At 72.7% G+C, this 22024-nt stretch carries 19 protein-coding genes and 1 riboswitch; of the genes, 6 read left to right on the top strand and 13 right to left on the bottom strand.

Annotation, left to right across the window (positions count from 1 at the left end; all coding sequences use genetic code 11):
• Window positions 1-1061: Nramp family divalent metal transporter (locus ACTIDRAF_RS0202180; RefSeq protein WP_016697067.1), on the bottom strand; the 1061-nt coding region annotated here is incomplete at its 3' end.
• Between the two features lie 766 nt (window positions 1062-1827).
• Between ACTIDRAF_RS0202180 and ACTIDRAF_RS0202175 the strand changes: the two genes are divergently transcribed.
• From ACTIDRAF_RS0202175 to pth, 5 genes are all read left to right on the top strand, one after another.
• Window positions 1828-2463, top strand: coding sequence for an ABC transporter ATP-binding protein (locus ACTIDRAF_RS0202175; protein WP_016697066.1), 636 nt, complete (start codon window positions 1828-1830; stop codon window positions 2461-2463).
• On the top strand, window positions 2460-5045 hold the full coding sequence (locus tag ACTIDRAF_RS0202170; protein WP_016697065.1) for an FtsX-like permease family protein: 2586 nt from the start codon (window positions 2460-2462) through the stop codon (window positions 5043-5045). Before ACTIDRAF_RS0202175 ends, ACTIDRAF_RS0202170 begins: the two co-directional genes overlap by 4 nt.
• 364 nt (window positions 5046-5409) lie before the next feature.
• The gene (locus ACTIDRAF_RS0202165; RefSeq protein ID WP_016697063.1) at window positions 5410-6018 is read left to right on the top strand and encodes a 50S ribosomal protein L25/general stress protein Ctc; all 609 of its coding nucleotides are present in this window, start codon (window positions 5410-5412) and stop codon (window positions 6016-6018) included.
• Between the two features lie 122 nt (window positions 6019-6140).
• Window positions 6141-6407, top strand: a complete 267-nt coding sequence (locus ACTIDRAF_RS0202160) for a DivIVA domain-containing protein (protein WP_016697062.1) — start codon at window positions 6141-6143, stop codon at window positions 6405-6407.
• A gap of 146 nt (window positions 6408-6553) precedes the next feature.
• The gene (gene pth, locus ACTIDRAF_RS0202155; RefSeq protein ID WP_026065688.1) at window positions 6554-7135 is read left to right on the top strand and encodes an aminoacyl-tRNA hydrolase; all 582 of its coding nucleotides are present in this window, start codon (window positions 6554-6556) and stop codon (window positions 7133-7135) included.
• A 206-nt stretch (window positions 7136-7341) separates the two neighbouring features.
• On the opposite strand, the gene ACTIDRAF_RS26825 is transcribed toward pth, so the two are convergent.
• The 10 genes from ACTIDRAF_RS26825 to ACTIDRAF_RS0202105 form a co-directional block, all read right to left on the bottom strand.
• The gene (locus ACTIDRAF_RS26825) at window positions 7342-7971 is read right to left on the bottom strand and encodes an ABC transporter permease (protein ID WP_016697059.1); all 630 of its coding nucleotides are present in this window, start codon (window positions 7969-7971) and stop codon (window positions 7342-7344) included.
• Window positions 7905-8054, bottom strand: coding sequence for a hypothetical protein (locus tag ACTIDRAF_RS34735; protein ID WP_245533414.1), 150 nt, complete (start codon window positions 8052-8054; stop codon window positions 7905-7907). The genes ACTIDRAF_RS26825 and ACTIDRAF_RS34735 overlap by 67 nt, the downstream gene beginning before the upstream one ends.
• 111 nt (window positions 8055-8165) lie before the next feature.
• Window positions 8166-9251, bottom strand: a complete 1086-nt coding sequence (locus tag ACTIDRAF_RS26820; RefSeq protein ID WP_016697058.1) for an ABC transporter ATP-binding protein — start codon at window positions 9249-9251, stop codon at window positions 8166-8168.
• A gap of 49 nt (window positions 9252-9300) precedes the next feature.
• Window positions 9301-11103 carry an ABC-F family ATP-binding cassette domain-containing protein gene (locus ACTIDRAF_RS0202135; RefSeq protein ID WP_016697057.1) on the bottom strand — a complete coding sequence of 601 codons (1803 nt, stop codon included), beginning with the start codon at window positions 11101-11103 and terminating at the stop codon, window positions 9301-9303.
• Between the two features lie 247 nt (window positions 11104-11350).
• Window positions 11351-12169, bottom strand: a complete 819-nt coding sequence (locus tag ACTIDRAF_RS26815) for an ESX secretion-associated protein EspG (RefSeq protein ID WP_016697056.1) — start codon at window positions 12167-12169, stop codon at window positions 11351-11353.
• A gap of 305 nt (window positions 12170-12474) precedes the next feature.
• Window positions 12475-13440: a 4-(cytidine 5'-diphospho)-2-C-methyl-D-erythritol kinase gene (locus ACTIDRAF_RS0202125; protein WP_026065687.1), complete on the bottom strand. Its 966-nt coding sequence runs from the start codon at window positions 13438-13440 to the stop codon at window positions 12475-12477.
• A 683-nt stretch (window positions 13441-14123) separates the two neighbouring features.
• Entirely contained in the window at window positions 14124-14978 is an 855-nt protein-coding gene (locus ACTIDRAF_RS0202120) for a MetQ/NlpA family ABC transporter substrate-binding protein (RefSeq protein ID WP_016697054.1), read from the bottom strand.
• Between the two features lie 125 nt (window positions 14979-15103).
• Window positions 15104-15790 carry a methionine ABC transporter permease gene (locus tag ACTIDRAF_RS0202115; protein WP_016697053.1) on the bottom strand — a complete coding sequence of 229 codons (687 nt, stop codon included), beginning with the start codon at window positions 15788-15790 and terminating at the stop codon, window positions 15104-15106.
• Window positions 15787-16806: a methionine ABC transporter ATP-binding protein gene (locus ACTIDRAF_RS0202110; protein WP_016697052.1), complete on the bottom strand. Its 1020-nt coding sequence runs from the start codon at window positions 16804-16806 to the stop codon at window positions 15787-15789. The genes ACTIDRAF_RS0202115 and ACTIDRAF_RS0202110 overlap by 4 nt, the downstream gene beginning before the upstream one ends.
• 213 nt (window positions 16807-17019) lie before the next feature.
• Window positions 17020-17110: riboswitch (SAM riboswitch) on the bottom strand.
• 357 nt (window positions 17111-17467) lie between these two features.
• Window positions 17468-18988: an FAD-dependent monooxygenase gene (locus ACTIDRAF_RS0202105; protein ID WP_016697051.1), complete on the bottom strand. Its 1521-nt coding sequence runs from the start codon at window positions 18986-18988 to the stop codon at window positions 17468-17470.
• A 51-nt stretch (window positions 18989-19039) separates the two neighbouring features.
• On the opposite strand from ACTIDRAF_RS0202105, the gene ACTIDRAF_RS0202100 reads away from it, so the two are divergent.
• Window positions 19040-19771, top strand: a complete 732-nt coding sequence (locus ACTIDRAF_RS0202100) for a TetR/AcrR family transcriptional regulator (protein ID WP_016697050.1) — start codon at window positions 19040-19042, stop codon at window positions 19769-19771.
• A 118-nt stretch (window positions 19772-19889) separates the two neighbouring features.
• On the opposite strand, the gene rsmA is transcribed toward ACTIDRAF_RS0202100, so the two are convergent.
• Both rsmA and ACTIDRAF_RS35220 read right to left on the bottom strand, forming a co-directional pair.
• Complete coding sequence (rsmA, locus tag ACTIDRAF_RS0202095; RefSeq protein ID WP_052168670.1) at window positions 19890-20699, bottom strand: 16S rRNA (adenine(1518)-N(6)/adenine(1519)-N(6))-dimethyltransferase RsmA; 810 nt, start codon at window positions 20697-20699, stop codon at window positions 19890-19892.
• A gap of 91 nt (window positions 20700-20790) precedes the next feature.
• A complete protein-coding gene (locus ACTIDRAF_RS35220) occupies window positions 20791-21915 on the bottom strand; it encodes a resuscitation-promoting factor (RefSeq protein ID WP_016697048.1) in 1125 nt (374 codons plus the stop codon).
• Window positions 21916-22024: the final 109 nt, after the last annotated feature.

Raw genomic sequence — 22024 nt, 5'->3', positions numbered from 1 at the left:
GCGGCGGCCGCGGCCTCCTCCCGCCGCGCCGGCTCCGGCAGGTCGGCGGGAGCGGCCTCGACACCGGCGGCCGACCGTGCCGGTGGCGCGGGGCGGCGGAACACCCGCCACCAATCGGCGAACAGCAGGCTGACCCCGTTCCACACCCCGATGAGGGAGCTGAAGGACACGGCGAGGAAGCCCACCAGGAACGGGATCCGCGCCCACTCCCCGTAGTGGGCCTCCAAGGTGTCGGCCAGGGTCAGCAGCCCCCGGTCGCCGGAGAGCACGTCCTGACCCAGCAGCATCTCGGCGCCGACGATGAGCATGGCGACGACGAACACCCCGGTGGTGACGTAGCCGACGGTGTTGTCCAGCCGCATCACCGCCAGCCAGCGGGGAGAACGCCAGCCCTTGGCGTGGGTCCAGTATCCGTAGGCCGCCATCGTGATCGTGCCCCCGACGCCGCCGGCCAGGCCGAGGACGAACACGAGGGACCCGGGAGGCAGGTCGGGCACCAGGCCACCGGCCATCGCGGTGAGGTTCGGGACGACCAGGACTGCCGTGCCCACCACCGTCACGAACATGACCCCGACCAGTGCCGTCATCAGCTTCTCGATGAGCGCGTAGCGGCCGAACCAGACGATGCCGAACCCGGCGAGCCCGCAGAGGATTCCCCACTCACGCACCGAGAGCACGGGGAAGAGCGCGTTGAGCGGCAGGGCGGACGCCGACATCGCCGTCGCCCCGTAGACGAAGCCCCAGATGATGGCGTAGGCGCCGAAGTAGATCAGGGTCCAGCTACCCAACTGGCGCCACCCGCTGAGCACGGTCTGCCCCGAGGTCAGGTGCCAGCGGCCCACGGCCTCCGCGAGCGCGATCTTGAGGACCGTGCCGAGCAGCACGGCCCACAGCAGCGTGTACCCGTACCGCGAACCCGCCACCAGGGTGGCGACGAGGTCGCCGGCGCCCACCCCGGTGGCCGCCGCCATGATCCCGGGGCCCAGCTGGCGCAACCTGGCCCGCACGGTTGGCCCGTCGTCCGCCACCCGCCCCGAGCCCGCACCGACAGTGTCCGCCATGCCACCGAACGTAGTCCCCTACCTCCCCGAACGGAAGAAGCCCGAGGCTTGGACACGTGGCGCGTGACGGATTCGGAGCGCGCCGCCGCGCCCCGGCAGGGGGAACTCCATTTCCCCGGTCGAGCGGGCGGAATCCAAAGCACACGAGGTCGGAAATTCACCAACTCGCCCCCATGAGTCATTCCTCTACGCCGATCGCCACCACAATCACCATGAAGTGCACCACAGATACAAACCCGGGCCGCAAACTGCTTGCAGTTTACCAACCACTGCACTAGCGTTTGCCGCCGCCAACCCAAACGAAAAAAGGAGAGGACGTGAATAAGCTCATCAAGGGGCTACTAGGGGGCGTTTTCGCCGGCGCCGCATTGGTTGCCGCCTCCACGCCATCCTATGCGGCCACTTATCGAACTGGAGACACTTGGACGGCGAACGGGTACGCGATCGCGACTGGAGTCTCACACGGAAGTTCACCTTTCGATGAATTATGGCTCATCGGGGAATGTGACTGGTCTCCATTCACCGTGACATCCCCTCCACGCTCGGGATCCTTCAGTGGTGCCCGGTTTCAAACAACCACCGCCTGCACCTTCGGAATCAACCACATCCACTGGGGACATGGCCACAAGTAGGCTTACTGACGTCTGAACCAGCGGGTGATGTTCCAGTCCTCCAACGCCTGGAACATCACCCGCAGCACTTTGGGAGAACCTTCTTGCTGCGAGCAGTGGACATTCGGAAGTCGTACCGAGCCGGGACCGTATCGGTGCCCGCGCTGCGGGGAGTCAGCCTGGACGTGGCGGCCGGCTCCCTCACGGCCGTCATGGGAGCCAGCGGGTGCGGGAAATCCACCCTCCTCACCGTCGCCGGCGGGTTGCAGGCCGCCGACTCCGGGACGGTGGTCGTCGCGGGGGTGGACCTCGCGTCCCTCTCGGACTCCGCATCACACCGCCACCGCCGCCGTCACATCGGCTTCGTGTTCCAGGACTACAACATCGTCCCCACCCTGAACACCATCGAGAACGTCATGCTGCCCCTCGAGCTCGACGGCCGGAAGCGCTCACACGCGCGGACGGAGGCGGAACGGGCGCTGGCCGCCGTGGGGATCGGCGACCTCGCGACGCGTCACCCCGACACCCTCTCCGGCGGCCAACGGCAACGGGTCGCGCTCGCACGAGCGATCTGCGGTGAGCGCGGGCTGATCCTCGCGGACGAACCCACGGGCGCCCTGGACTCCGCCGCCGCCGGGCAGGTGCTCGACACCCTCGTCGGCCTGGTGCGCGGCGGAGCGGCGTGCCTGGTCGTCACTCACGACGAGGCGGTCGCGGCCCGAGCCGACCGGGTGGTGCGCATGAAGGACGGCCTGGTGGTCGACGAGGGGCGGGAGGGTACCTCCTCGTGACCACGACACGTCTCCTGTTCCGCCTCGCGCTGCGGTCCCTGTCGCGGCGGAAGGCGCGTGCCGCCCTCCTCGTGGCGGCGATCTTCCTTCCATTGACGATGGCGGTGACGGCCTCGGTGCTGGCGACGACGTCGCAGCCGACGGCTGAGACCGCGACCGCGCAGCGGCTCGGGCAGGCTGGTGCCCTCCTGGTCAACCAGGACCTCGTTGGTTCGGACGGGGTGGACGCGGCGCTGCGCTCGGCGGAGTCGGCGCTGGCCGAGAGCCTCGGGCGCGAGGTGGGGCTCGTGCCTGAGGTCACCACCCCGCTGCCGGCACGCCTCGGGCACCGGGAGGTCGCCTCCTATGGCCATGGTCTGGACCTCGACGAGGCGATCCACCAGGGGCGCTACCTCCTCGTCGAGGGGCGCCACGCGCGACGCGGCGGTGAGGTCGCCGTCTCCGTCGAAGTGGCGGACCGTCTCGATCTGGCCGTCGGGTCCACGGTCCAGCTCGGCGACCGCCGAGAGGAGGCCATCGTCACCGGGATCGTGTCGGACGCGGGGTCCACGACCCGGAGTTTCGTCGTCGTCGACGTCGCCACCGCCGCCAGCCACTCCCCCGAGACCACGCGGGGCGAGGAGGACGCCACGGGCTCGACGTACGCCGGAACCGTCGCCTGGTACGCGCGGGAGGAAATCGTCCAGACCCCAGAACTGGCGGCTGCCGGGTGGCAGGTCCGGTCCCGGGGTGACGCCCTGCTGGACCACGGCCACCCCGGCTCCGAGGGGGCGGGAAGCCTCCTCCTGGTCATCGCGGCCGCAGTCGTGGCGGAGATCACCCTCGTCATCTTCGCGGTGTTCACCGTGGTCGTCCGCAGCACGGCCCGGGAATCGGCCCTGCTGGCGGCCGCCGGCGCCGATCCCGCCGCACGACGGCGGGTGGTCACCTACCAGGGGGTCCTCCTGGGACTCGCCGCCACCGTCGCCGCCGTTCTCGTCGGTGTGCTCGCCGCCCGGCTGCTGTCCGATCCCTTCGCGGCCAGCCAGGGCCAGATCTGGGGGCCGATCCGGCTGGACCCGGTCCAGATCGGCCTCCTCGTCCTGCTCGGATTGGCGGCTCCGGTGGTGGCGGCGCGCACAGCGGCCGAGCCCGCCGCGCGACTGGACGTGGCCGCCGCCCTGCGCGGCGGTGACCTGCCGGGTAGCTCGGGGGGCAAGGGCTTCCGCCCGGCGCTCACCGCCGGCCTGGTGGGCTCGGCGTTGGCCCTGGCGTTGGGGGGCGCCCTGTTCGCGGCGCCGCCGCTGGTGGCCGGTGCCGCCCTGCTCCTCGTCGTCGCCGCCGGCACCGGAATGGGCGCCCTGACCTCGCGCGTGGCGCGGTTCGCGGACCGGCTCCCGCTAGTGGCGCGGCTGGGCGCGCGATCGGCGGCGCGCACGCCGTCGAGGACCACGGCGGTCGCGGTGGTCCTGGTCAGCACCACCGTGCTTGCGGGTGTCGTGCTGGTCGGCATGGGCGCCCTGACCAGGAAGGTCGAGGACGCCTACGTCCCCCAGGTGCCGCACGGGTCGATGTGGGTGACGTTCAGCGCTCCGGTCGGCGACGCGACGCTGGCCGCGCTGGCGGAGGCGGCGGGCACGGACGAGGTGATCCCCCTCCACCCCGCGCGAACACCCCCAGGCACTTGGCGGGACCACCCGGAAGGCGCCGGCGCGCTGCTCCTGGCGACCCCGGTGGAGGACTGCGTGGACCAGGGGGCCGGCGACCTGGTCCACGTGGATGACTGCCTGGCCCACACCGGATACCCCCAGTGGCGCACCGAGGTCGTCGTCACGCCGGAGCGGCACCTGCCCGCGCTGCTCGACCGCCCCGCCACGGAGGCCGAGCTGTCGGCGTTCCGCCGGGGCGCCGTGCTGGTGCTCGACGAGCGGCTCCATCATTCGGGCACCGCCACGGCTCGGGTGGAAGGTTCCGAGTCGGACGGGTCTGCCCCGGACACCCTCGACTTCGAGGCGGTCCACGCCCCCGTCGACGTCGCGCACGCTCAGACACCGATGGCGTTGCTCTCCCCCTTCGCCGCCGCCGACCGAGGACTTACCTGGGACACCGACCCCTACCTGGTCTACGTGCCGGCAGAGGACATCAGCCGGGACACGGAGGACCGGGTGCGGGCACTGCTCACGGCCGATGTCGGGCAGCACTACGGCCTCGGTGTCGAGCGGGGCCCGGCCGCGCACCGGGTCCTCGCCACGAGCACGGCGGTCGTGGCGGGAGCCCTCGCCGTGCTCGGCGGCACGTTGGCGCTCGTCGTCACCGCGCTGTCGGTCAGCGAGACCCGGCGGGAGCTGGCGACGCTGGCGGCGGTGGGTGCGAGTGGTCGGTTCCGGGCGGCGGCCGTGGCCGCGCACGCCTCGGCGGTAACCGCCACCAGCATCGGGCTCGGCCTCCTCGTGGTCGTCGTGCTCGCGCCAGCCGTCGTGGTCGCCCTGGAGGGCGGCTGGACGGCGCTTCCCTGGTGGGGTGTGCTCGGAGCGGCGCTCGGCTGCTGGTGCGCGGCCACCCTGACCGCCTACCTCGGATCACGCTGGTCGGTGCGGGGCTAGCGCACCGCGAGCAGACGCCGGAGACCGCCGCCCGGCCCGCGCGTCACGGCTCCGGGCGGTTGAGCGGCCGTCGCGTGCGCCGGCCACGGCTCCGGCGGCGACGGGCCGTGACCGGGTGGCCACCCCCGGCCGTCCCCCGGGGCCGCGGGCGTGGGCCGCGCGGACCAGGAGTTACCCCCGGTTCCCGCTGCTCCACGACCCGGCCTACACTTGTCGGGTTGCCTCGGCGAGGCCAGTACACGCTCTGGTGTGATCGACGCGGCGGCTGCTCTGGCCGCGCTCTGTCACGACGAGCGCGCCGCGCCGCCGCGACCACGACGCTGATCGACCGTCCGCCGCCATCCCCAGCAAGGAGTGCATCGCCGTGTCCCAGGTACGTCTTGCCGCTGAGCCGCGCACCGAGTTCGGCAAGGGTGCCGCCCGCCGCACCCGCCGCGCCGGGAGGATCCCCGCCGTCCTCTACGGCCACGACTCCGACCCCAAGCACCTGTCGCTGCCCGCGTTGGAGTTCGCCAGGGTCGTCCGGGAGCAGGGCTACAACGCCGTCCTGGCCCTCGACATCGCCAACGGCGGGTCGGAGCTGGCGCTGACCAAGACGGTCACCACCCACCCGCTGAAGAACTACATCGAGCACGTGGACCTGCTGCTGGTCAAGCGCGGCGAGAAGGTCACCGTCGAGGTGCCCGTCGCGGTCACCGGTGAGCCCGGGCCGGGCACCCTGGTGGACCAGGAGCTCACCGAGATCCAGGTCGAGGCCGACGCGCTGAACATCCCGGAGTCCTTCGAGGTCTCCGTCGCGGGCGCCCGCGAGGGCTTCCAGGTGACCGCCGCCGACGTGGCGCTGCCCTCGGGCATCACCCTGGTCAGCGAGCCCACCACGCTGCTGGTCAACGTGACCGCTTCTCCGACCGCCGCCCAGATGGACACCGGTGAGGAGACCGCTCCCGCCGAGGGTGAGTCCGCGGAGAGCTGATCCGAGCGCCCGACCTCCCGGTCGGGCCCGTCCGGACCAGCGAGGAGACACCGAGCACGAGCGGCGCACCCCGGGATTCGGGGTGCGCCGCTCGCCGTCAGACAGGATGTGACACCCGCGCCATGGGTTTGACCGCCGCCGACGTGCGTAACGTGGTCATTCGGAAGTCGTCGAGGCTGCTGCGTTCCCGGGGCTACGACGTGGACGAGGTCGACTCGTTCCTGCGCCTCGCGGCGGAGGCGCTGGACGGGCACTCCCGGCTGACGGCGCGGGACGTGCGGCGGGTCACGTTCCGCAGCCCGCCGACCGGGCGCCGCGGCTACCACCAGGACGACGTCGACGGCCTGCTCGACCTGGTGGAGATGGCCCTGCGGGAACGTGGCCGTTGACCCCTCCCACGCCCTGATGAGGTCCTCGCACCGGCCGGCCGCGCCAGGCGGTTCGCGGTTGGCGCGGCCGGGTGCGACCGCGAGGACCCGGTCACGGCGCGGGTAGTGTCGGTCCGCTCGTGGGCCTCGACTGGAAAGGGTTGGCCGTGACGACCGAGGACACCCCGTTTCTGCTGGTGGGGCTGGGCAACCCCGGCCCCCGCTACGCCGGGAACCGGCACAACGTTGGCTTCATGGTGTTGGACCTGCTGGCCGGTCGGCTCGGCGCCCGCTACAAGGGCCACCGCAGCGGCTGCGACATCGCCGAGGGACGCCTGGGGGGTGTCCGGGTGGTCCTGGCGAAGCCCCGCTCCTACATGAACGTCTCGGGCGGTCCCGTCGTCGGCGCCGCCCGCTTCTACAAGATCCCGCCGGCCAGGACGGTCGTGGTGCACGACGAACTGGACCTGCCCTACGGGGCGATCCGGTTGAAGTCGGGCGGCGGGGAGGGCGGCCACAACGGGCTGCGGTCCATCACGTCCTCGGTCGGCACCCGCGACTACCTCCGGGTGCGGTTCGGGGTGGGGCGCCCACCCGGGCGGATGGACCCCGCCGCCTACGTCCTCAAGGACTTCTCGGGGACCGAACGCAAGGAGTTGGACTTCTTCGTCGACCGGGCGGCCGACGCGGCCGAGGCCGTGGTCACCACGGGCCTGGAGGCCGCGCAGAACACCTTCCACGCGCTGTAGGCCCAAGGCCTGCCCGCCCCGGCCGGCGCCGCCCGTCCACGCCGGTCCGGTGCCCGGTCAGCCCTAGACCGGTCCCGGCGAGGTGGCGGCCGCGCGCCTCGCCGTCGCGGGCGTCGCGCCTCGCGAGGAGAACCGGGCGCCTCAGCCGGACGAACGGGGCGGGTCGACGTGGCACGGCGACGGCCACCGGCGCGGGGTGTGGTGGGCTACCGCGCGGAGCGGCGGATCGTGCGGATCCCGATCGCGAGTCCAGCCACGCAGGTCAGCGCTGCCGCGACGGCGCCCCACAGCACTGCCGGGGAGGCGAGGTCGCCCATGAACAGGGCCCGTTCGGCTTCGACGACGTAGGTGAGCGGGTTGAACCGGGCCACGGCCCGCATCCAGTCCGGACCGGTCTCCAGCGGAAGCATCATCCCGGACAGCAGGAGCAGGGGGAAGGTGAGCGACTGCTGCACGGACCAGAACAACCACTCCTTCCCGCGCGTGGCGATCGCGAGCGCGTAGGGCAGCGCGCCGAGCCCGATGCCGAACACGCCCAGGAGGACGATCCCGACGAGTCCGTGCGCCAGGTGCAGTGTGACGCCGAGCGGTACCGCTACCAGCGTGATCACCAGTGCCTGGACCACCAGCGGCGCGAACTCCCTGAGCGCGCGTCCGGTGAGGATGGACCCGCGCGAGAGCGGCGAGGCGAGGATCCGCTCGTAGGACCCGGTCTGCATCTCGTACTGCAGGTTCGATCCGGTCATGCCCGTGCCGAACACGCAGATCATCACGACCGCTCCGGGGAGGAACCACTGGAGCGCGCTGGCGTCGCCGATCCCGTCGTCGCCGACCACGCCCCCAGCAGCGGCGCGAACAGGGCCAGGAACACCAGCGGCTGGAGCAGGGAGAAGACCAGCGAGAACGGATCGCGCAGCACGAGGGTGACCTCGCGTGCGAAGACCGCTCGTGCGTCACCCAGGAAGCGACCGAGGCGGCCGGCCGGTGCCGTACTCGTCGGTGGCGTGCGCGTCGTCGACGGTCTGGGCGGTCATGCGGCATCCGCTCCGTCCGTGGTGTTCGCGGTCTCCGCTGCCGGTCCGTGCTCCGCCGCGTCGGGCGCGTCGTCCTCCCGGAGGCTGCGACCGGTGAGGTTGAGGAAGACGTCGTCGAGCGTGGCCTCCCGGACCGCTGCCGCCTCCGGGCGCGATCCGGCCGTCTCCAGCAGGTGGAGGATGTCCGGCAGCCGACGCGCGCCGTGGTCCGTCGCGATGACCAGGGTCGTCCCGCCGCGCTCCTCGATGCGGTCGGCGTAGCGCTGGTCCGCCCGCAGGGCTCGCCTGGCCGTGTCCGCCGCGTCCACGGCGGTGAAGGTCAGCGTGATCACGTCGTCGGCGTGGTGGAGCTTGAGTTCGCCCGGCGAGCCGTCGGCGATCACCGTGCCGTGGTCGACCACGATCACCCGCTCGGCCATGTCGTCGGCCTCCTGCAGGTATTGCGTGGTGAGCAGGAGCGTCATGCCGAGCTCAGCGCGCAACCGGGTGATGTGTTCCCACAGGTTCGCCCTCCCCTGCGGGTCCATTCCGGTGGAGGGCTCGTCGAGGAACAGCAGCGGCGGGTGGTTCATCAGGCCCATCGCGACGTCGAGGCGACGACGTTGTCCACCCGAGAGGCTCATGACGGGGCGTTTCCCGAGTCCGTTCAGCTGGAGCGCGCGCGACAGCGCCGCCGCGCGTTCGCGTGGCACGGCTGGCGTGAGCCCGTGGAACGAGCCCTGGGCGCGCAGCTCGTCGATGCCCCGGTAGTTGTGGCCGGCGCCGTTGCCCTGCCCGATGTAGCCGACGCGGCGCCGCACGAGCGCCGGTTGGGAGCGCACGTCCGCTCCGGCCACCCTGGCGCTACCTGAACTCGGGCGCCGGCGGCGCCGGTGCTGTTCGGCCGGCACACCGGCCGCGAGACATCGCGGGTCGCCGGGACCGGCCAGGAGCAGGGCCACCCGCGACAGGCGCCGCTGCTCACCCCCGGTCGCCGAGGAGGTGCGCCGCTCGGCGGAGTCGACGAGGGCCGTCGGCTGGCCGCCGCCCGCAGCGCGCAGCGGCCCTCCTCCACGGGACGACCAGAGCGGGACGGCGGTCACCCGGGTGGCCGCGCACCGGGCGACCGGCGTGCTCCGATCCGGTGCCGGATCAGCCCTCCACCAGTTCGGCGGCGGCCAACCACTCCAGCTCGACCTCCTCCTTCTCCGCGACGACCTCGCGGAGTTCGGTGTCGAGCTCGGTCAGGCGGTGCGGGTCGCTGCCGGCCTCGGCGATGGAGTCGTTGATCCGCTCCTCCTTCGCCGTCAGCGTGTCGAGCCGGCGCTCCAGCTTGGCGAGCTGCTTGCGTGCGGCTCGCTGCTCGGCGGCCGTGGCCTTCGCGGCGGCGCTCTTCCCGCCACCGGACGGTGCGGCCGAGGACGTCGTGCCCCCGCCGCGCCGGCCCGAGTCCACGTGCTCCTGACGCCGACGCAGGTACTCCTCGATGCCGCCGGGCAGGTCGGTGATCGCTCCGTCGCCGAAGAGGGCCACCACCTGGTCGCAGACCCGTTCCACCAGGTAGCGGTCGTGGGAGACGACCACCAGGGTGCCCGGCCACGAGTCGAGCAGGTCCTCCAACTGCTGGAGGGTGTCGATGTCGAGGTCGTTGGTGGGCTCGTCGAGCAGGAGGACGTTCGGCTCCGCCATCAACAGCCGGGCCAGTTGCAGACGGCGGCGTTCGCCACCGGAGAGGTCCGCGACCGGGGTCCACTGCCGCCCCTTGGGGAACCCGAGCCGTTCGGCGAGCTGGGACGCCGCCAGCTCCAGCTTGCCCAGCACGATCCGCTGGGCGACCTCCTCGATGGCTTCGAGCACCCGGAGATCACCCGGCAGGTCGTCCAGTTCCTGCCGGAGGTGGGCCAACCGGACGGTCTGCCCCCGCACGAGACGCCCACCGTCGGGCTCCCGCTCCCCCGCCAACAGCCGCAGCAGGGTCGTCTTGCCCGACCCGTTCACCCCCACCAGGCCGATGCGGTCGCCGGGACCGATCCGCCAGGTGACCTCGGACAACAGGGTCCGGTCCCCGACGCGCAGGTCGGCGTCCTCGACCTCCAGGACGGTGCGTCCCAGCCGCCGCTTCGCGAAGCTCAGCAGTTGCACCGAGTTCCTCGGTTCCGGCACGTCGGAGATCAGCGCCTCGGCGGCCTCGATGCGGAACCGGGGCTTGGAGGTCCGGGCGGGGGCGCCCCGCCGCAGCCAGGCGAGTTCCTTGCGGGCGAGGTTGCGCCGCCGGTCCTCGGCGGCCTGCGCCTGCCGCCCGCGTTCCGCCCTGGCGAAGATCCAGTCCGCGTAACCGCCCTCGTACTGTTCGACCCGGCCGTCGACGACCTCCCAGGTGCGGGTGCAGACGGTGTCGAGGAACCAGCGGTCGTGGGTGACGACGATGAGCGCGCACCGGCGGGCGGTGAGGTGTTCGGCGAGCCAGCGGACACCTTCGACGTCGAGGTGGTTGGTGGGTTCGTCCAGCACGACCAGGTCGAGCTCCTGGACGAGCGCGGCGGCCAGCGCCACCCGGCGCCGTTCGCCGCCGGAGAGCGTGCCGACGCGGGTGTCCAGCCCCCGGTCGGTGATGCCCAGTCCGTTCAGCACCGACCGCACCCGGGGGTCGGCGGCCCACTCGTGTTCGGCGGCGAACCCCACCGGTTCCAGCACGGCCTGCCGGATGGTCGAGGTCTCGGCCAGTTCGGTGCGCTGCGTCACCACGGCCATCCGCAGGTCGGAGACGTGGCTCACCCTGCCCGAGTCGGGTGGTTCACTGCCGGCGAGCACCTCGAGCAACGTGGTCTTGCCGCCGCCGTTGAGCCCGACCACGCCGACGCGTTCGCCGCGTGAGACACCGAGTGAGACGTGGTCCAGCAGGGTCCGCACCCCGTGCGACTTGGACACGTCCTCCAGGTTGACGAGGTTCACCATGCGTTGACTTGCTCCGTGCTCCCGGCCGCCCGGCCCACCTCCCCGAGCGGGGGTGGACGCCGACGGCGGCCACGTTCCGTGCCGACACTCCCTCCGAGACTACGCAAGGGGCGGTCGCGCCCAGCCCCGGACCTTCGCGCCGGACGCCGGCCGCTGGCGAGCTCGGCGTACCCGGTTCGAGAGATCGGCCCGTCCCCGCCCGGGCGGGGACGGGCGGTGCGCCGCCCCTGCCCCGCGCGCCGGCCGGTCAGCGTCCCTCCCGGAGCGCGGTGATGACCTCGCCGAGCTTCTGGGCGAACCTCCGGTGGTCGGCGCCGAAGAAGTTGGCGACCCGCCCGCTCGAGGATTCCGAGACCTGGCTGAGGATCCGCCCCTCCTCGGTGTCCGACCACTGCACCATGGGTGCCCTGGCCGTGCGTCCCATCCGGTCCCGCATGGTGACGCCGATCTGGCCGGTGCGGACCCGGGGCTTCTCGAAGACCCGTTCCAGGCTCCGCAGGGCCGAACCCTGCGCGCCACCCACCCCGGGCCGGCCCTGTTCCAGGAAGCTGTGGTCCTCACCGAGTTCGTCGTCACGGCGGTGCCGGCCCGGCGCCGGGGGCGGCTCGGCGGCGGGCATGGGCAGGGTGACCGAGGGGATCGGCGCCGCCGGCGCCTCGGGCAGCAGGGCCAACGCCGAGTAGACGAGGCTGCTCGCCCGGATCTCCTCGATGCGGATCCCGCCGCCGAGTTCCCCCCGGACCCGGTACCCGACCTCGCCGTTGCCCGCGACCAGCAGGGCCTGGTGCCCGTCCTGTTCCCGGGGGTCGGTCATCCAGATCATGTCGATGGCCAACGGCGGCCGAGCCATCATCAGCAGGGCGTCCTCGACCTCGGTGCTGGCGCGAATCCCGTCTCCGAGGCCGGCGGCGGCGAGCTCGTTGTAGACGCGGCGGCGGATGTCCGCCCGCTCGTCCATCGTCGCGCCGTGGGACCTGACTCGTAAGGGGTAGGGGTGGCGGCCGAGGTCGCCGTCCTCCCAGAGGATGTCGTACTGCTGGGCCGTGAGTCGGAACGAGAAGGACATCGTCTGCCGTTTCGGTTGGTCGGGTCGCTGTGGCTCGGTGGGCGGGGCGGGCCGTCGCGATGCGGTCGGCAGGAGGGCCGAGCCGCCGCCCGGCGGAGCTCCTCGTCCCCCTGGCCCCGCGCCCGTCCGGCGCCGGCCCGCCCCTGTTCACAGCAGCCAAACAGAACGGGCACCCGGCGCGCAGTGAACTCCGACCAATTGCGACGTTCAGGTGATATTGGCATGAGGTGGTGGCCGCACCCGCACGTCCCCCGGAGCTCAGGCGCAGCTCACGGCGGCGGTGTCGCCGACCGCTCGGTTCGGGATCAGGCGTGCACCTGGGGCGGTGTGGGGCGTGGGCTGTCCTCACTGCTGACCACCCTGGCGCCTGGCACCGGACCGTGGGCGACCCGCACGGTCCGGCAGACGCCGACCCCGGAGAGCTCGGCGGCCACCCGCACCGCCGAGTCGCCGTCGGTGCAGAGGAAGGCGCAGCTGGGGCCGGAGCCGGAGATCATGCCGGCCACGGCTCCCGCGTTGACCCCCGCCCGCAGGGTGCGGCGCAGCGCGGGCCGGAGGGAGACCGCGGCGGCCTGGAGGTCGTTGCCCAGGAGCAGGGCCAGTTGGAGCGGGTCACCGGAGGACAGGGCCTCCAGCACTGGTTCCACCCCGCCAACCCGGGGCGGCGAGCCCTCCCTGCGCAGCCGGTCCAGCTCGGCGAAGACGTCGGGGGTGGACAGGCCCCGGCTGGCGAGGGCGATGACCCAGTGGAAGGTGTGCCTGGACAGCACGGGCACCAGCCGTTCGCCCCGGCCGGTGCCCAGGGCGTAGCCGCCGTGCAGGGAGAAGGGGATGTCGCTGCCCAACGACGCGGCGACACCGGACAGCTCGTCCCGGCCCATCTCCAACCGCCACAGGTTGACCAGCCCGACGAGGGTGGCCGCCGCGTCGGCACTGCCGCCGGCCATGCCGCCCGCCACCGGGATGGACTTGCGGATGTCGATCCTGAGCTTGAGGTGGTCCGGATCGCGCCCGACGTGCTCGGCGAGCGCGCGGGCGGCTCGCCAGGCGAGGTTCGAGGAGTCGAGGGGGACGGTGTCCGCGCCCTCGCCCGTCACCTCGAGCCCGGGTTCGTCGGCCACGGAGACGGTGACCTCGTCGGTCAGCGACAGGGCCTGGAAGATCGTCGCCAACTCGTGGTAGCCGTCGTCGCGCGCGTCACCGACGGCGAGGTGGAGGTTCACCTTGGCCGGGGCTCGAACGGTCACCGGAGGCGGTACTACTGCCAGCACCCTTGCAGCCTACGGGCGTTTGGCCGATCTTCCGCCCCCGAACCGGTGAGGATCACTCTCCGTAGAGCGGAGCCGCCGCGCCGCGCCACGCAGACTGCTCGGTTCGGGTAGCCCGAACGTGCCGGTGGCCACGATCGGCCATCGGCGGCGGCCGGCACCGGGCGTCCTCCGAACGGCGTTCCAGGTGCTCGTCCGCTGCGCTGGGCCGTCCGGGCGGACGCCGACCGACCCGGCGGCGGATCCACCGAACCGACGGCGTCGCGATCCACCCGAACAGCGGCCGGCGCGGAACCGGGACGGAGTCGCCGACCGCTCCCAGCGCCGGTGAATCCCATCACACCTCGGGCCGCCGCCCTCCCCAGGAGCTCCGGGCGGGGCGGGCACGTCCTCGTCCCTGTCCGGCATCGGCTTCCCGTGCCCCGAACTCCGGGGAACGGGTCGTCCATCCCCTCCCCCGAGAGGGATGGACGACCCCTCGCCAGCCCCTGACGTGAACCAGCAGGGCACGGCCAGGAAAGGGTATCCGGCGGACGCGGTTCGTGATCCGCTCCGCGAACCGCGTCCGCCGGCACGGCCGGCACCCAGCAACGAGCCCGGTGTCGCGTCACCTCAGGCGACACCCCGCCGAACCGAGGTCACGGCCGCACGGACGCCGTGACCGCTCCCGACCGGGGAGGGTGCCCTCAGAAGGCCGGGAGGACGCTGCCGTCCTGGTAGGTCCCCTCGATGAACTCGCGGACCTCCTCGGAGCGCAGCAGCTCGGTGAGCTGCTGGATGCGCTCGTCGTCCGCCAGCTCGGGCAGCGTGACCAGGCCGTTCGCGTACGGGCTTTCCTCGCCGTCCTCCAGCAGGATGGCGTCCTCGGTCGGGTTCAGGCCGGCGTCGATGGCGTAGTTGCCGTTGATCACCGAGGCGTCGGTGTCCGGGAGGCTCCTCGGCAGCTGGGCCGCCTCCAGCGGCTGGAACCGCAGGTTCTTCGGGTTGTCCTCGACGTCCAGCTCGGTGGCGTGGTCCTCGGTGCCCTCGGCCAGCGTGATCAGACCGCTGTCGGCGAGCAGCCGCAGGCCACGGGTCAGGTTGGCCGGGTCGTTGGCCAGTCCGATGACCGCCTCGTCCGGCAGGTCGTCGATGGTGTCGACCGACTCCGAGTAGAGACCGAGCGGCTCGATGTGCACGCCCTCGATCCACTCGTAGTCGCCACCGTGGTCCAGCGTGAACTGCTCCAGGTAGGGGACCGTCTGGAAGTAGTTGGCCTCCAAGGAACCGTCCTGCAGCGCCGTGTTCGGCTGCACGTAGTCGGTGAACTCGACGACCTCGATCTCCAGGCCGGCGTCGGCGGCCAGCTCCTCCTGGACGAAGTTCAGGATCTCCGCGTGCGGGGTGACGGACGCGCCGACGCGCAGCGGACCGTCGGCGGCCGGGGCCTGGGTGCCGGTGCCACCGGTCCCGTCGGAGGCGGTTTCACTGTTGCCGCAGGCTGCGAGGGTGGTGACGGCGGCGGCCGCGATGGCGACGGCGGTCAGGGAACGGTGTCGCACTCCCGGTTTCCTCTCTCCTGGCGCCCGCCCACGGGCAGGCGTGTCTGCCGCGCCCGGGCATGGTCGTCCCCGGCACGGGTGTACTGCTGGTCTGCCGCTCCCGGGTGGTGGGGGCGGCGCGGGTGTCACACCCGCAGCGCCGACCGTCGGCGGTCGATGGTGCGCGCGATGAAGTCCGAGGTCAGCTGGGTGAGCCAGGCGAGCCCGCCCAGCACCAGCACCGACGCGAGCAGGATCCGCTCGTCGTTGCGCTGGTAGCCGTGCCGGATGGCCAGGTCACCGAGCCCGCCACCGCCGATCACCCCGGCCATCGCCGAGTAGCCGATCAGGGTGACCGCCGTGACTCCGATCGCCGCGACCAGGGCGGGCCCCGCCTCGCGGAGCAGGACGCTCCGGACGAGGCGGAGCCGGCTGGCCCCGGTGGTGATGGCCGCCTCCACGACGGCCACGTTGACCTCCCGCAGCGCCGACTCCACGAGCCGGGCCACGAAGGGCACCGCCCCCACCGTGAGCGGCACGATCACCGCGGTGGGGCCGATGGTGGTCTGCACGAGTGCCCTGGTGAACGCGCTGAGCACCACCAGGAGCACCACGAACGGCAACGAACGGCCGACGTCGACCACCGCTCCCAGGACGCGGTGCGTGATCCGCCGGGGGGAGAGCCCCGTCGGCGAGGTCATGTGCAGCACGATGCCGAGGGGGATTCCGCCGAGGGCGGCGAGCAGGGTGGCGATGCCGACCATGTAGACGGTGTCCCCGGTGGCACTGATCACCAGGTCGAAGACCCGGTCCCACGGGGTGGGTTCCCTCACGCGGCAAGTCCTCCGATATCGCGTGGCGCGCGGCGGATGACGGCATCCCGTTCCGCGAGCCAGCTCAGCGCCCGTTCCGAGCGCTCGCCGTTGATTCCGATCTTGAAGCGGGCGACGGGTGTCTCACCGAGCCTGGTGAGTCCGCCGCCCAGGATGGCCAGCTCCACGTCGTGGCGGTGCGCCGCCTCGGGGAGCAGGGCTCCCACGGCGGCGAACCCGACGAGGACCACCTCGGCGACCACGTCGTACTGGCCGACCTCGCGGGGCGTGCTGCCGGCCTGGTCGACCTCGGGGAGCAGGGACGCCGTGATCCGGCTGCCCGGCTGGGTGAGCAGGTCCAGCACCTTGCCGTGTTCGACGACCCGACCTGCCTCCAGGACCGCGACGTCGTCGCAGATGCGGCGGACCACGGCCATGTCGTGGGTCACCACGAGCACCGTCACCCCGAGTTCGGAGCGCACCCTGTCGAGCACCGCGAGCACCGAGCCGGTGGTCTCCGGGTCGAGGGCCGAGGTGGGTTCGTCGGCGAGCAGCACCGAGGGGCTGGCCGCCAGTGCCCTGGCGACGGCGACCCGCTGCCGCTGCCCGCCGGAGAGCTGGTCGGGGTAGCTGCCGGCCTTGTTGGTGAGGCCGACCAGGTCGAGCAGTTCGGCGACCCGGGCACGGCGGGCCGGGGCGGCCATTCCGGCGCTCTCCAGGGGGAGGGCGACGTTGCCGGCGGCGGTGCGCTGCCGCAGCAGGGAGTCGCCCTGGGGGACGACGCCGATCCGGCGGCGGGCGTCCCGCAGCTCGCGGCCGCGCAGGGCCACCAGGTCGACGCCCTCGACGCGGATCGACCCCCGATCCGGGCGTTCCAGCAGGGCGACGCAGCGGGCGAGGGTGGACTTGCCGGCGCCGCTCGGGCCGACGACGCCGCAGACCGTTCCGGCGGGGACGCTGAGGGAGACACCATCCAGGGCGAGCACGTGGTCGCCCTTACCGGGGAAGCTCTTGGTGAGGTTCTCGACAGTGATCATTGTTCGCTCCACACGACGGCAGCCAGCCCACGCGCGACCGCGCGCGGATGCGCGGCGGGACGGGTGGGGTGGTCAGGAAGAAGACGAGGACCAGGGGTGTTCCGCGAGACCGGTGGCGTCCCTCAGCTGCCCGTGGATGGACAGCCGGATGTGGTCCGGCGGCCGTGGTCGACCACGCGTCGTCGGGTCAGTGCGGTGGCAATGAACATGCTCGCTCCATCGATCCTGGCGTTAGCACCTGTCCGCGAACGGGTGGTTGCTGCGGCGTCAACGAGCCAGGTCTCTCGGCCGCTCCGGATGGGCTGTCGCGATGAGTAAACCGAACGGAAACGTCCGCCCGCAAGTAGTTGCGGGTAGATCTGTGCCACACTGCCCGACCGGCCTAACGAGCACCGAGGGTGATCGGGGGTCTCCCGGTGGGGTGCGCTCCGCCCGACCGGGGAGCGGAGCGGCGGTCGACTTCCTGGCCGGCCGGGGCTCCGCCGACCGGAGCCGTCCCGCTCGCCCGCCGGCCGGGCGGCGCCTGCTCCGCCACCGCGTCCACCGGGGACGGTCCACTCGCGGCCCGGCGACGGCCGGACGGCGCTCGACCGCCACGCGCAGGCGTCCCGCCGCGACCGACCCGATCTGGACGACCTGGCCGGTCGCGGGGCGGTGGGGCTCAGCCGTGACCGCTCATCACCACGGCCACCGCCTCGGAGAGGGCCGAGGCGGCGTTCCCGGGGGCGGCCGGGCAGCGCCAGGCGACCACGTGGTCGGGCCGCACCAGCAGCGCTCCGGTACCGGTGATGCCCACGCTCGCCGCCCAGGCCGGGTCGTCCACCGCTCGGTGCTCGACCCCGGGCGTGGCGGACGCGGCCCGCTCCCACGTGCCGCGCGCGGCGAGCAGGGTCAGCCCCCTGCCGACGAGGTCCAGGGTTGAGCGGTCCGGGCCGAGCCGGTGGTGCGGGAGTCGCGTTCCCGGCTGACCGGTCAGTTCCACCCGGTCGAGCGGGGCGCGCGAGCCGTCGGGGACGAACGCGCCCGACGGGTACTGGTAGCCCAGGAGGAGGGCCACGGGGTCGTGCAGCGGGGTGCCGTCCCCTGACTCCGCGCCCAGCTGGCGCAGGTTCGCCGTCTGCGCGCTGGCCTGGTCGGCTGTCAGCCATCCCAGCCAGTGGCGTTCGTCCTGGTAGCTGTCCAACAGGGACTCGGGGGCCGCGCCGGCGAGCACGTGGGCGAGTTTCCAGGCGAGGTTGTGGGCGTCCTGGATCCCGGTGTTCGCGCCGGCGGCCAGGTAGGGGGGCATGACGTGGGCGGCGTCGCCGGCCAGGAACACGCGTCCGACCGAGAAGCGGTCGGCGACGAACATCCCGGGCTCCCAGTCGAGGGCGCTGCGGATCCGGACGTCCAGGTCGGGCACTCCGGTCGCGGTGCGCACGGCCCGCGCCCAGCCCGCGTGGTCCCGGCCGGGAACCGGGTCGGCCATGAGCAGCCAGCGCCAGGCCCCGTCGACGGTGAGCAGCATGCTCGGCACCTCGGGGTGCTCGATCTGGCACAGGTTGAACTCCCGGCCGCGCACCTGCGCGGAGAGGTCGGCCTCGAAGTAGACGTTCGTGGACCTCCCCAACGTCCCTCGGCCACTCCTGGCGATGCCCAGCCGTTCCCGGACCGGGCTGTGCGGGCCGTCCGCCGCGACGAGGTACCGGGCCCGGATGGCAGCGACCCGCCCGCCGGGGGTGCGCACGGTGGCGGTGACCGAGCTGCCGTCGTCCACCACCTCGAGCACGCGGTGACCGAACCTCAGGTCGGCCCCGCGCTCGGACGCCAGGGCGCGCAGCACGGGTTCCAGGGTGTCCTGGGCGCAGAGGCAGGAGTCGGACGGCGAGAGCGCCGGTGAGCCGTCGTCCTCTCCGTGGCCCCAGGAGAGCCGCTCCGCCTCCACGAGGGTCCGGCCGGCGGCCATCCCCTCGAAGTCGGCGAGTGCCGCCGCGGCGGCCATCACGTCGGGCTCGGCGCCGATCTGGCGGAACAGTTCCATCGTCCGGAGGTTGATCCGGCGGGCCTTGGGTTGCGGCGAGGTGGTGTCCCGCCGCTCCACCAGGACGGCGGGGACACCGTGCCACTCGAGGAAGAGGGCGGCGGACAGCCCGACCAGGCCGCCACCCACGATCAGGACATCGGTTTCGTGTACGTCGTACATCACGTGTACTTAGTACACCAATGGTTAGATGCGCGCGGAGGAGGTGTCCGTGTGAGCAACGCAGTACCCGGACAGCCCGGACCGCTCGTGTGGACCGTGCCGGAACCGCCCGGACGGACGACGACCACCCTGAGCAGGGCCGCGATCGTGCGCACCGCCGTCGCGGTGGCGGATGTCGAGGGCGCCGCCGCCGTGACCATGCGCCGGGTCAGCACCGAGCTCGGCTCGTCCACCCCCATGTCGCTCTACCGGTACGTGGGGAGCAAGGACGGCCTCGTCGACCTGATGATCGACGCCGTCTACGGCGAGATCCCCGTGCCGGACGAACCCGTCGGCGACTGGCGGGCGGAGCTGGAACCGCTGTCCCGCCGGGCCTGGTCGGTGATCCGGCGGCACCTCTGGTTCGGCGAACTCGTGCACACCCGGCCGCCCCTGGGCCCCAACGCCCTGCGCTACCTGGACTTCCGACTGGCGGCGCTGGAGCCGCTCGGCCTCCCGGTCCGGGAGCTCACCCGCATCACCGCGGCGCTCGACGGCCACCTGATCGGCTCGGCGCTCCAGCTCGCCGAGGAGACCCGGATGCGCCGGTCCAGCGGGTTGAGCGAGGAGGCGGAACTCCGGGACTCCGTGGCGCCCTACCTGTCGTCGGTCGCGGCCAGCGGCCGGTACCCGGCCTTCTCCCGGTGGGTCGGCGCGACGACCGACACCGATCTGGACGACCACGTCGAGTGGACGTTGCGGTGCCTGCTGGACGGTATCGAGGCGAGCCTGCGCCGGGGCTGACCGGTGCTCGGGAAGACGCGGGCACCGACCCGGGCGGGGTGTCGACGCACGGACGACGACGCCGGCGGCGGTGGTCGCCCCGGGCGCGGTGGAGCCGGGCGGCCCGGCGAACGCGGCGTCAGACCTCCTCGGCGGCGCGGGCGATGCGGACGAAACCGTCCACCGGCAACTGCTCGCCCCGGGTGGCGGGCGGCACGTCGGCGGCCAACAGGATGCGTTCGGCCCGCGCTGCGGAGCCCGCCCAGCCGGCGAGGGCGGCGCGGAGGGTCTTCCGGCGCTGGGCGAAGGCGGCGTCCACCACGCGGAACACCGCGTCGCGGTCCACACCGGCCGGGGAGTCCCTGCGGTGCAGGGCGACCAGCCCGGAGTCCACGTTGGGCACCGGCCAGAAGACACCCCGGGGGATCGTCCCGGCCCGCCGCACGTCGGCGTACCAGGCGGCCTTGACGCTGGGTACGCCGTAGACGCGGCTCCCCGGGCCGGCGGCGAGGCGTTCGGCGACCTCGGCCTGCACCATGACCAGGGCGGTGCGCAGGGTGGGGACCTCGGCGAGCAGGTGCAGCACCACCGGGACGGCCACGTTGTAGGGGAGGTTGGCGACCAACGCGGTCGCCCCGGCGAGCTGGTCGCCGGTGACGCGCAGGGCGTCCTCGTGGAGCACGGTGAGCCGGTCCCGCAGTTCGGGGGCGCGGTCGGCCGCGGTGCGCGGCAGCCGGTCGGCGAGCACCGGGTCGATCTCGACGGCCAGCACCCGCTGGCAGGCGGGCAGCAGGGCGAGGGTGAGGGAGCCGAGCCCGGGGCCGACCTCGACCACGACGTCATCGGGCCGCAGGTCGGCGGCGCCGACGATGCGCCGCACCGTGTTGGCGTCGTGCACGAAGTTCTGGCCCAGCTTCTTGGTGGGCCGGACGCCCAGCTCCTCTGCCATCCGGCGGACGTCGGCCGGGCCGAGCAGCGCGCTCGACCCGGCCGGACCTCCGCCGCGCGGATCGTCGTTCACTCCGCGAGACACTACGTCATCACGTGGGCAGCCCCAGCTTGGCGGCGCAGCCCGGCCACGAGCCGTAGCTCCCCCCGTTGGCGTCGCGGAGCCGCGTGGCGATGGCGATCTGCTGCTCCCTGGTGGCCTCGTTGGGGTAGTTGGCGTACTGCTGGCCGCCGTAGGCGTCCCAGGTGGGCTTGCTGAACTGGAGGCCGCCGTAGTAGAGCCCGTTGGCGCTGACGATCTGCCAGTTGCCGGTGGACTCGCAGTAGGCGAGGCGGTCCCAGACCTCTCCGTCCTGCACCGGGGGCGCATCCGCTGCCGGCGGCTGCTTGGTGCCGACCCGCACGACCCTGTTCTCGGCCTCGCGGATCACCTCGTCGCGGATCTGCTCCCGTTCGGTCTCCTCGCCGTTGACCAGGGTCACCAGGTAGGTCCGTTCGCGGAGCCCGGGGCGCCCCTCCTCCTCGACTTCCTCCTCGCCCTTCTCCATCTCCGGGTCGTCGATCCGCTCCTCGCCGGGAGTGATCTCGACCTCCTCGGTGCGTTCCTCGGAGCGGATCCGGGTGACCTCGATGATGAGGTCGTTGACGAGCTTCGTGTCGGCGGGCGGCGTGACCTCGTCGTCACCCTCCAGCGCGACCCCCTGGTCCGCCAGCAGTTCCCCGACGGTGGCCGAGGTGGTGGCCACCTGGCGGGGGTCCTCCGCGCCGTCGAGGAGCGTGACGAGCTTGGAGGTCTTCAGGTCGACCGTCATCCCGTCGAGGGGGATGCGCTGGTGCCGGTCGACGGAGAGTTCGGCGTCGTTGGTGGGCATGCCGAGTTCGTTGAGGGCGTCGTCCAGGGTCAGCGCGTGGGTCCAGACCTCGCGCTCCTCGCCGTCCACCCGGAGGGTGAGCAGTCGGCCGCGCTTGAGGACCACCTGGCTGCCGTCGACGACGGTCGCCTGCGCCGCGGGGGCGAGTGCGTCCTGTTCGCCGGCTTCGAAGCCCGCGGTGGCCAGGACGCCGGCCACGGTCGATGCGAAGGTGCGGACGATCCGCTGTTCGTCGTCCACCGTGAGCGTGATGGACTTGTCCATCGCGATCGCGGTACCGGAACCACCGATCAGGACGGTCAGGACAGCGACGATCACCGCGCGCAGAAACGTGCGTTTGTTCACCTGTCGTCCAGCCTTCGTGCCTCCGGGCAGGGGCGGCTCAAGGTGTCTCGGGGGTCGTTGCGGTTCGTCCCTCAACCCCGACGCGTGGCCGTCGGCCACGCCTGAACCC

This window comes from Actinoalloteichus spitiensis RMV-1378, assembly GCF_000239155.1.
GTDB classification, from domain to species: domain Bacteria; phylum Actinomycetota; class Actinomycetes; order Mycobacteriales; family Pseudonocardiaceae; genus Actinoalloteichus_B; species Actinoalloteichus_B spitiensis.
This window is presented reverse-complemented; position numbering and strand designations above follow the sequence as displayed.

Excerpts from the sequence above, each read along its gene's own strand:
- ACTIDRAF_RS26815 (WP_016697056.1), bottom strand. The coding sequence starts at position 12,169 with ATGTCCTTCTCGTTCCGACTCACGGCCCAGCAGTACGACATCCTCTGG.
- ACTIDRAF_RS0202105 (WP_016697051.1), bottom strand. The coding sequence starts at position 18,988 with ATGTACGACGTACACGAAACCGATGTCCTGATCGTGGGTGGCGGCCTG.
- rsmA (WP_052168670.1), bottom strand. The coding sequence starts at position 20,699 with ATGGCAGAGGAGCTGGGCGTCCGGCCCACCAAGAAGCTGGGCCAGAAC.
- ACTIDRAF_RS0202160 (WP_016697062.1), top strand. The coding sequence starts at position 6,141 with ATGGGTTTGACCGCCGCCGACGTGCGTAACGTGGTCATTCGGAAGTCG.
- ACTIDRAF_RS0202135 (WP_016697057.1), bottom strand. The coding sequence starts at position 11,103 with ATGGTGAACCTCGTCAACCTGGAGGACGTGTCCAAGTCGCACGGGGTG.
- ACTIDRAF_RS0202110 (WP_016697052.1), bottom strand. The coding sequence starts at position 16,806 with ATGATCACTGTCGAGAACCTCACCAAGAGCTTCCCCGGTAAGGGCGAC.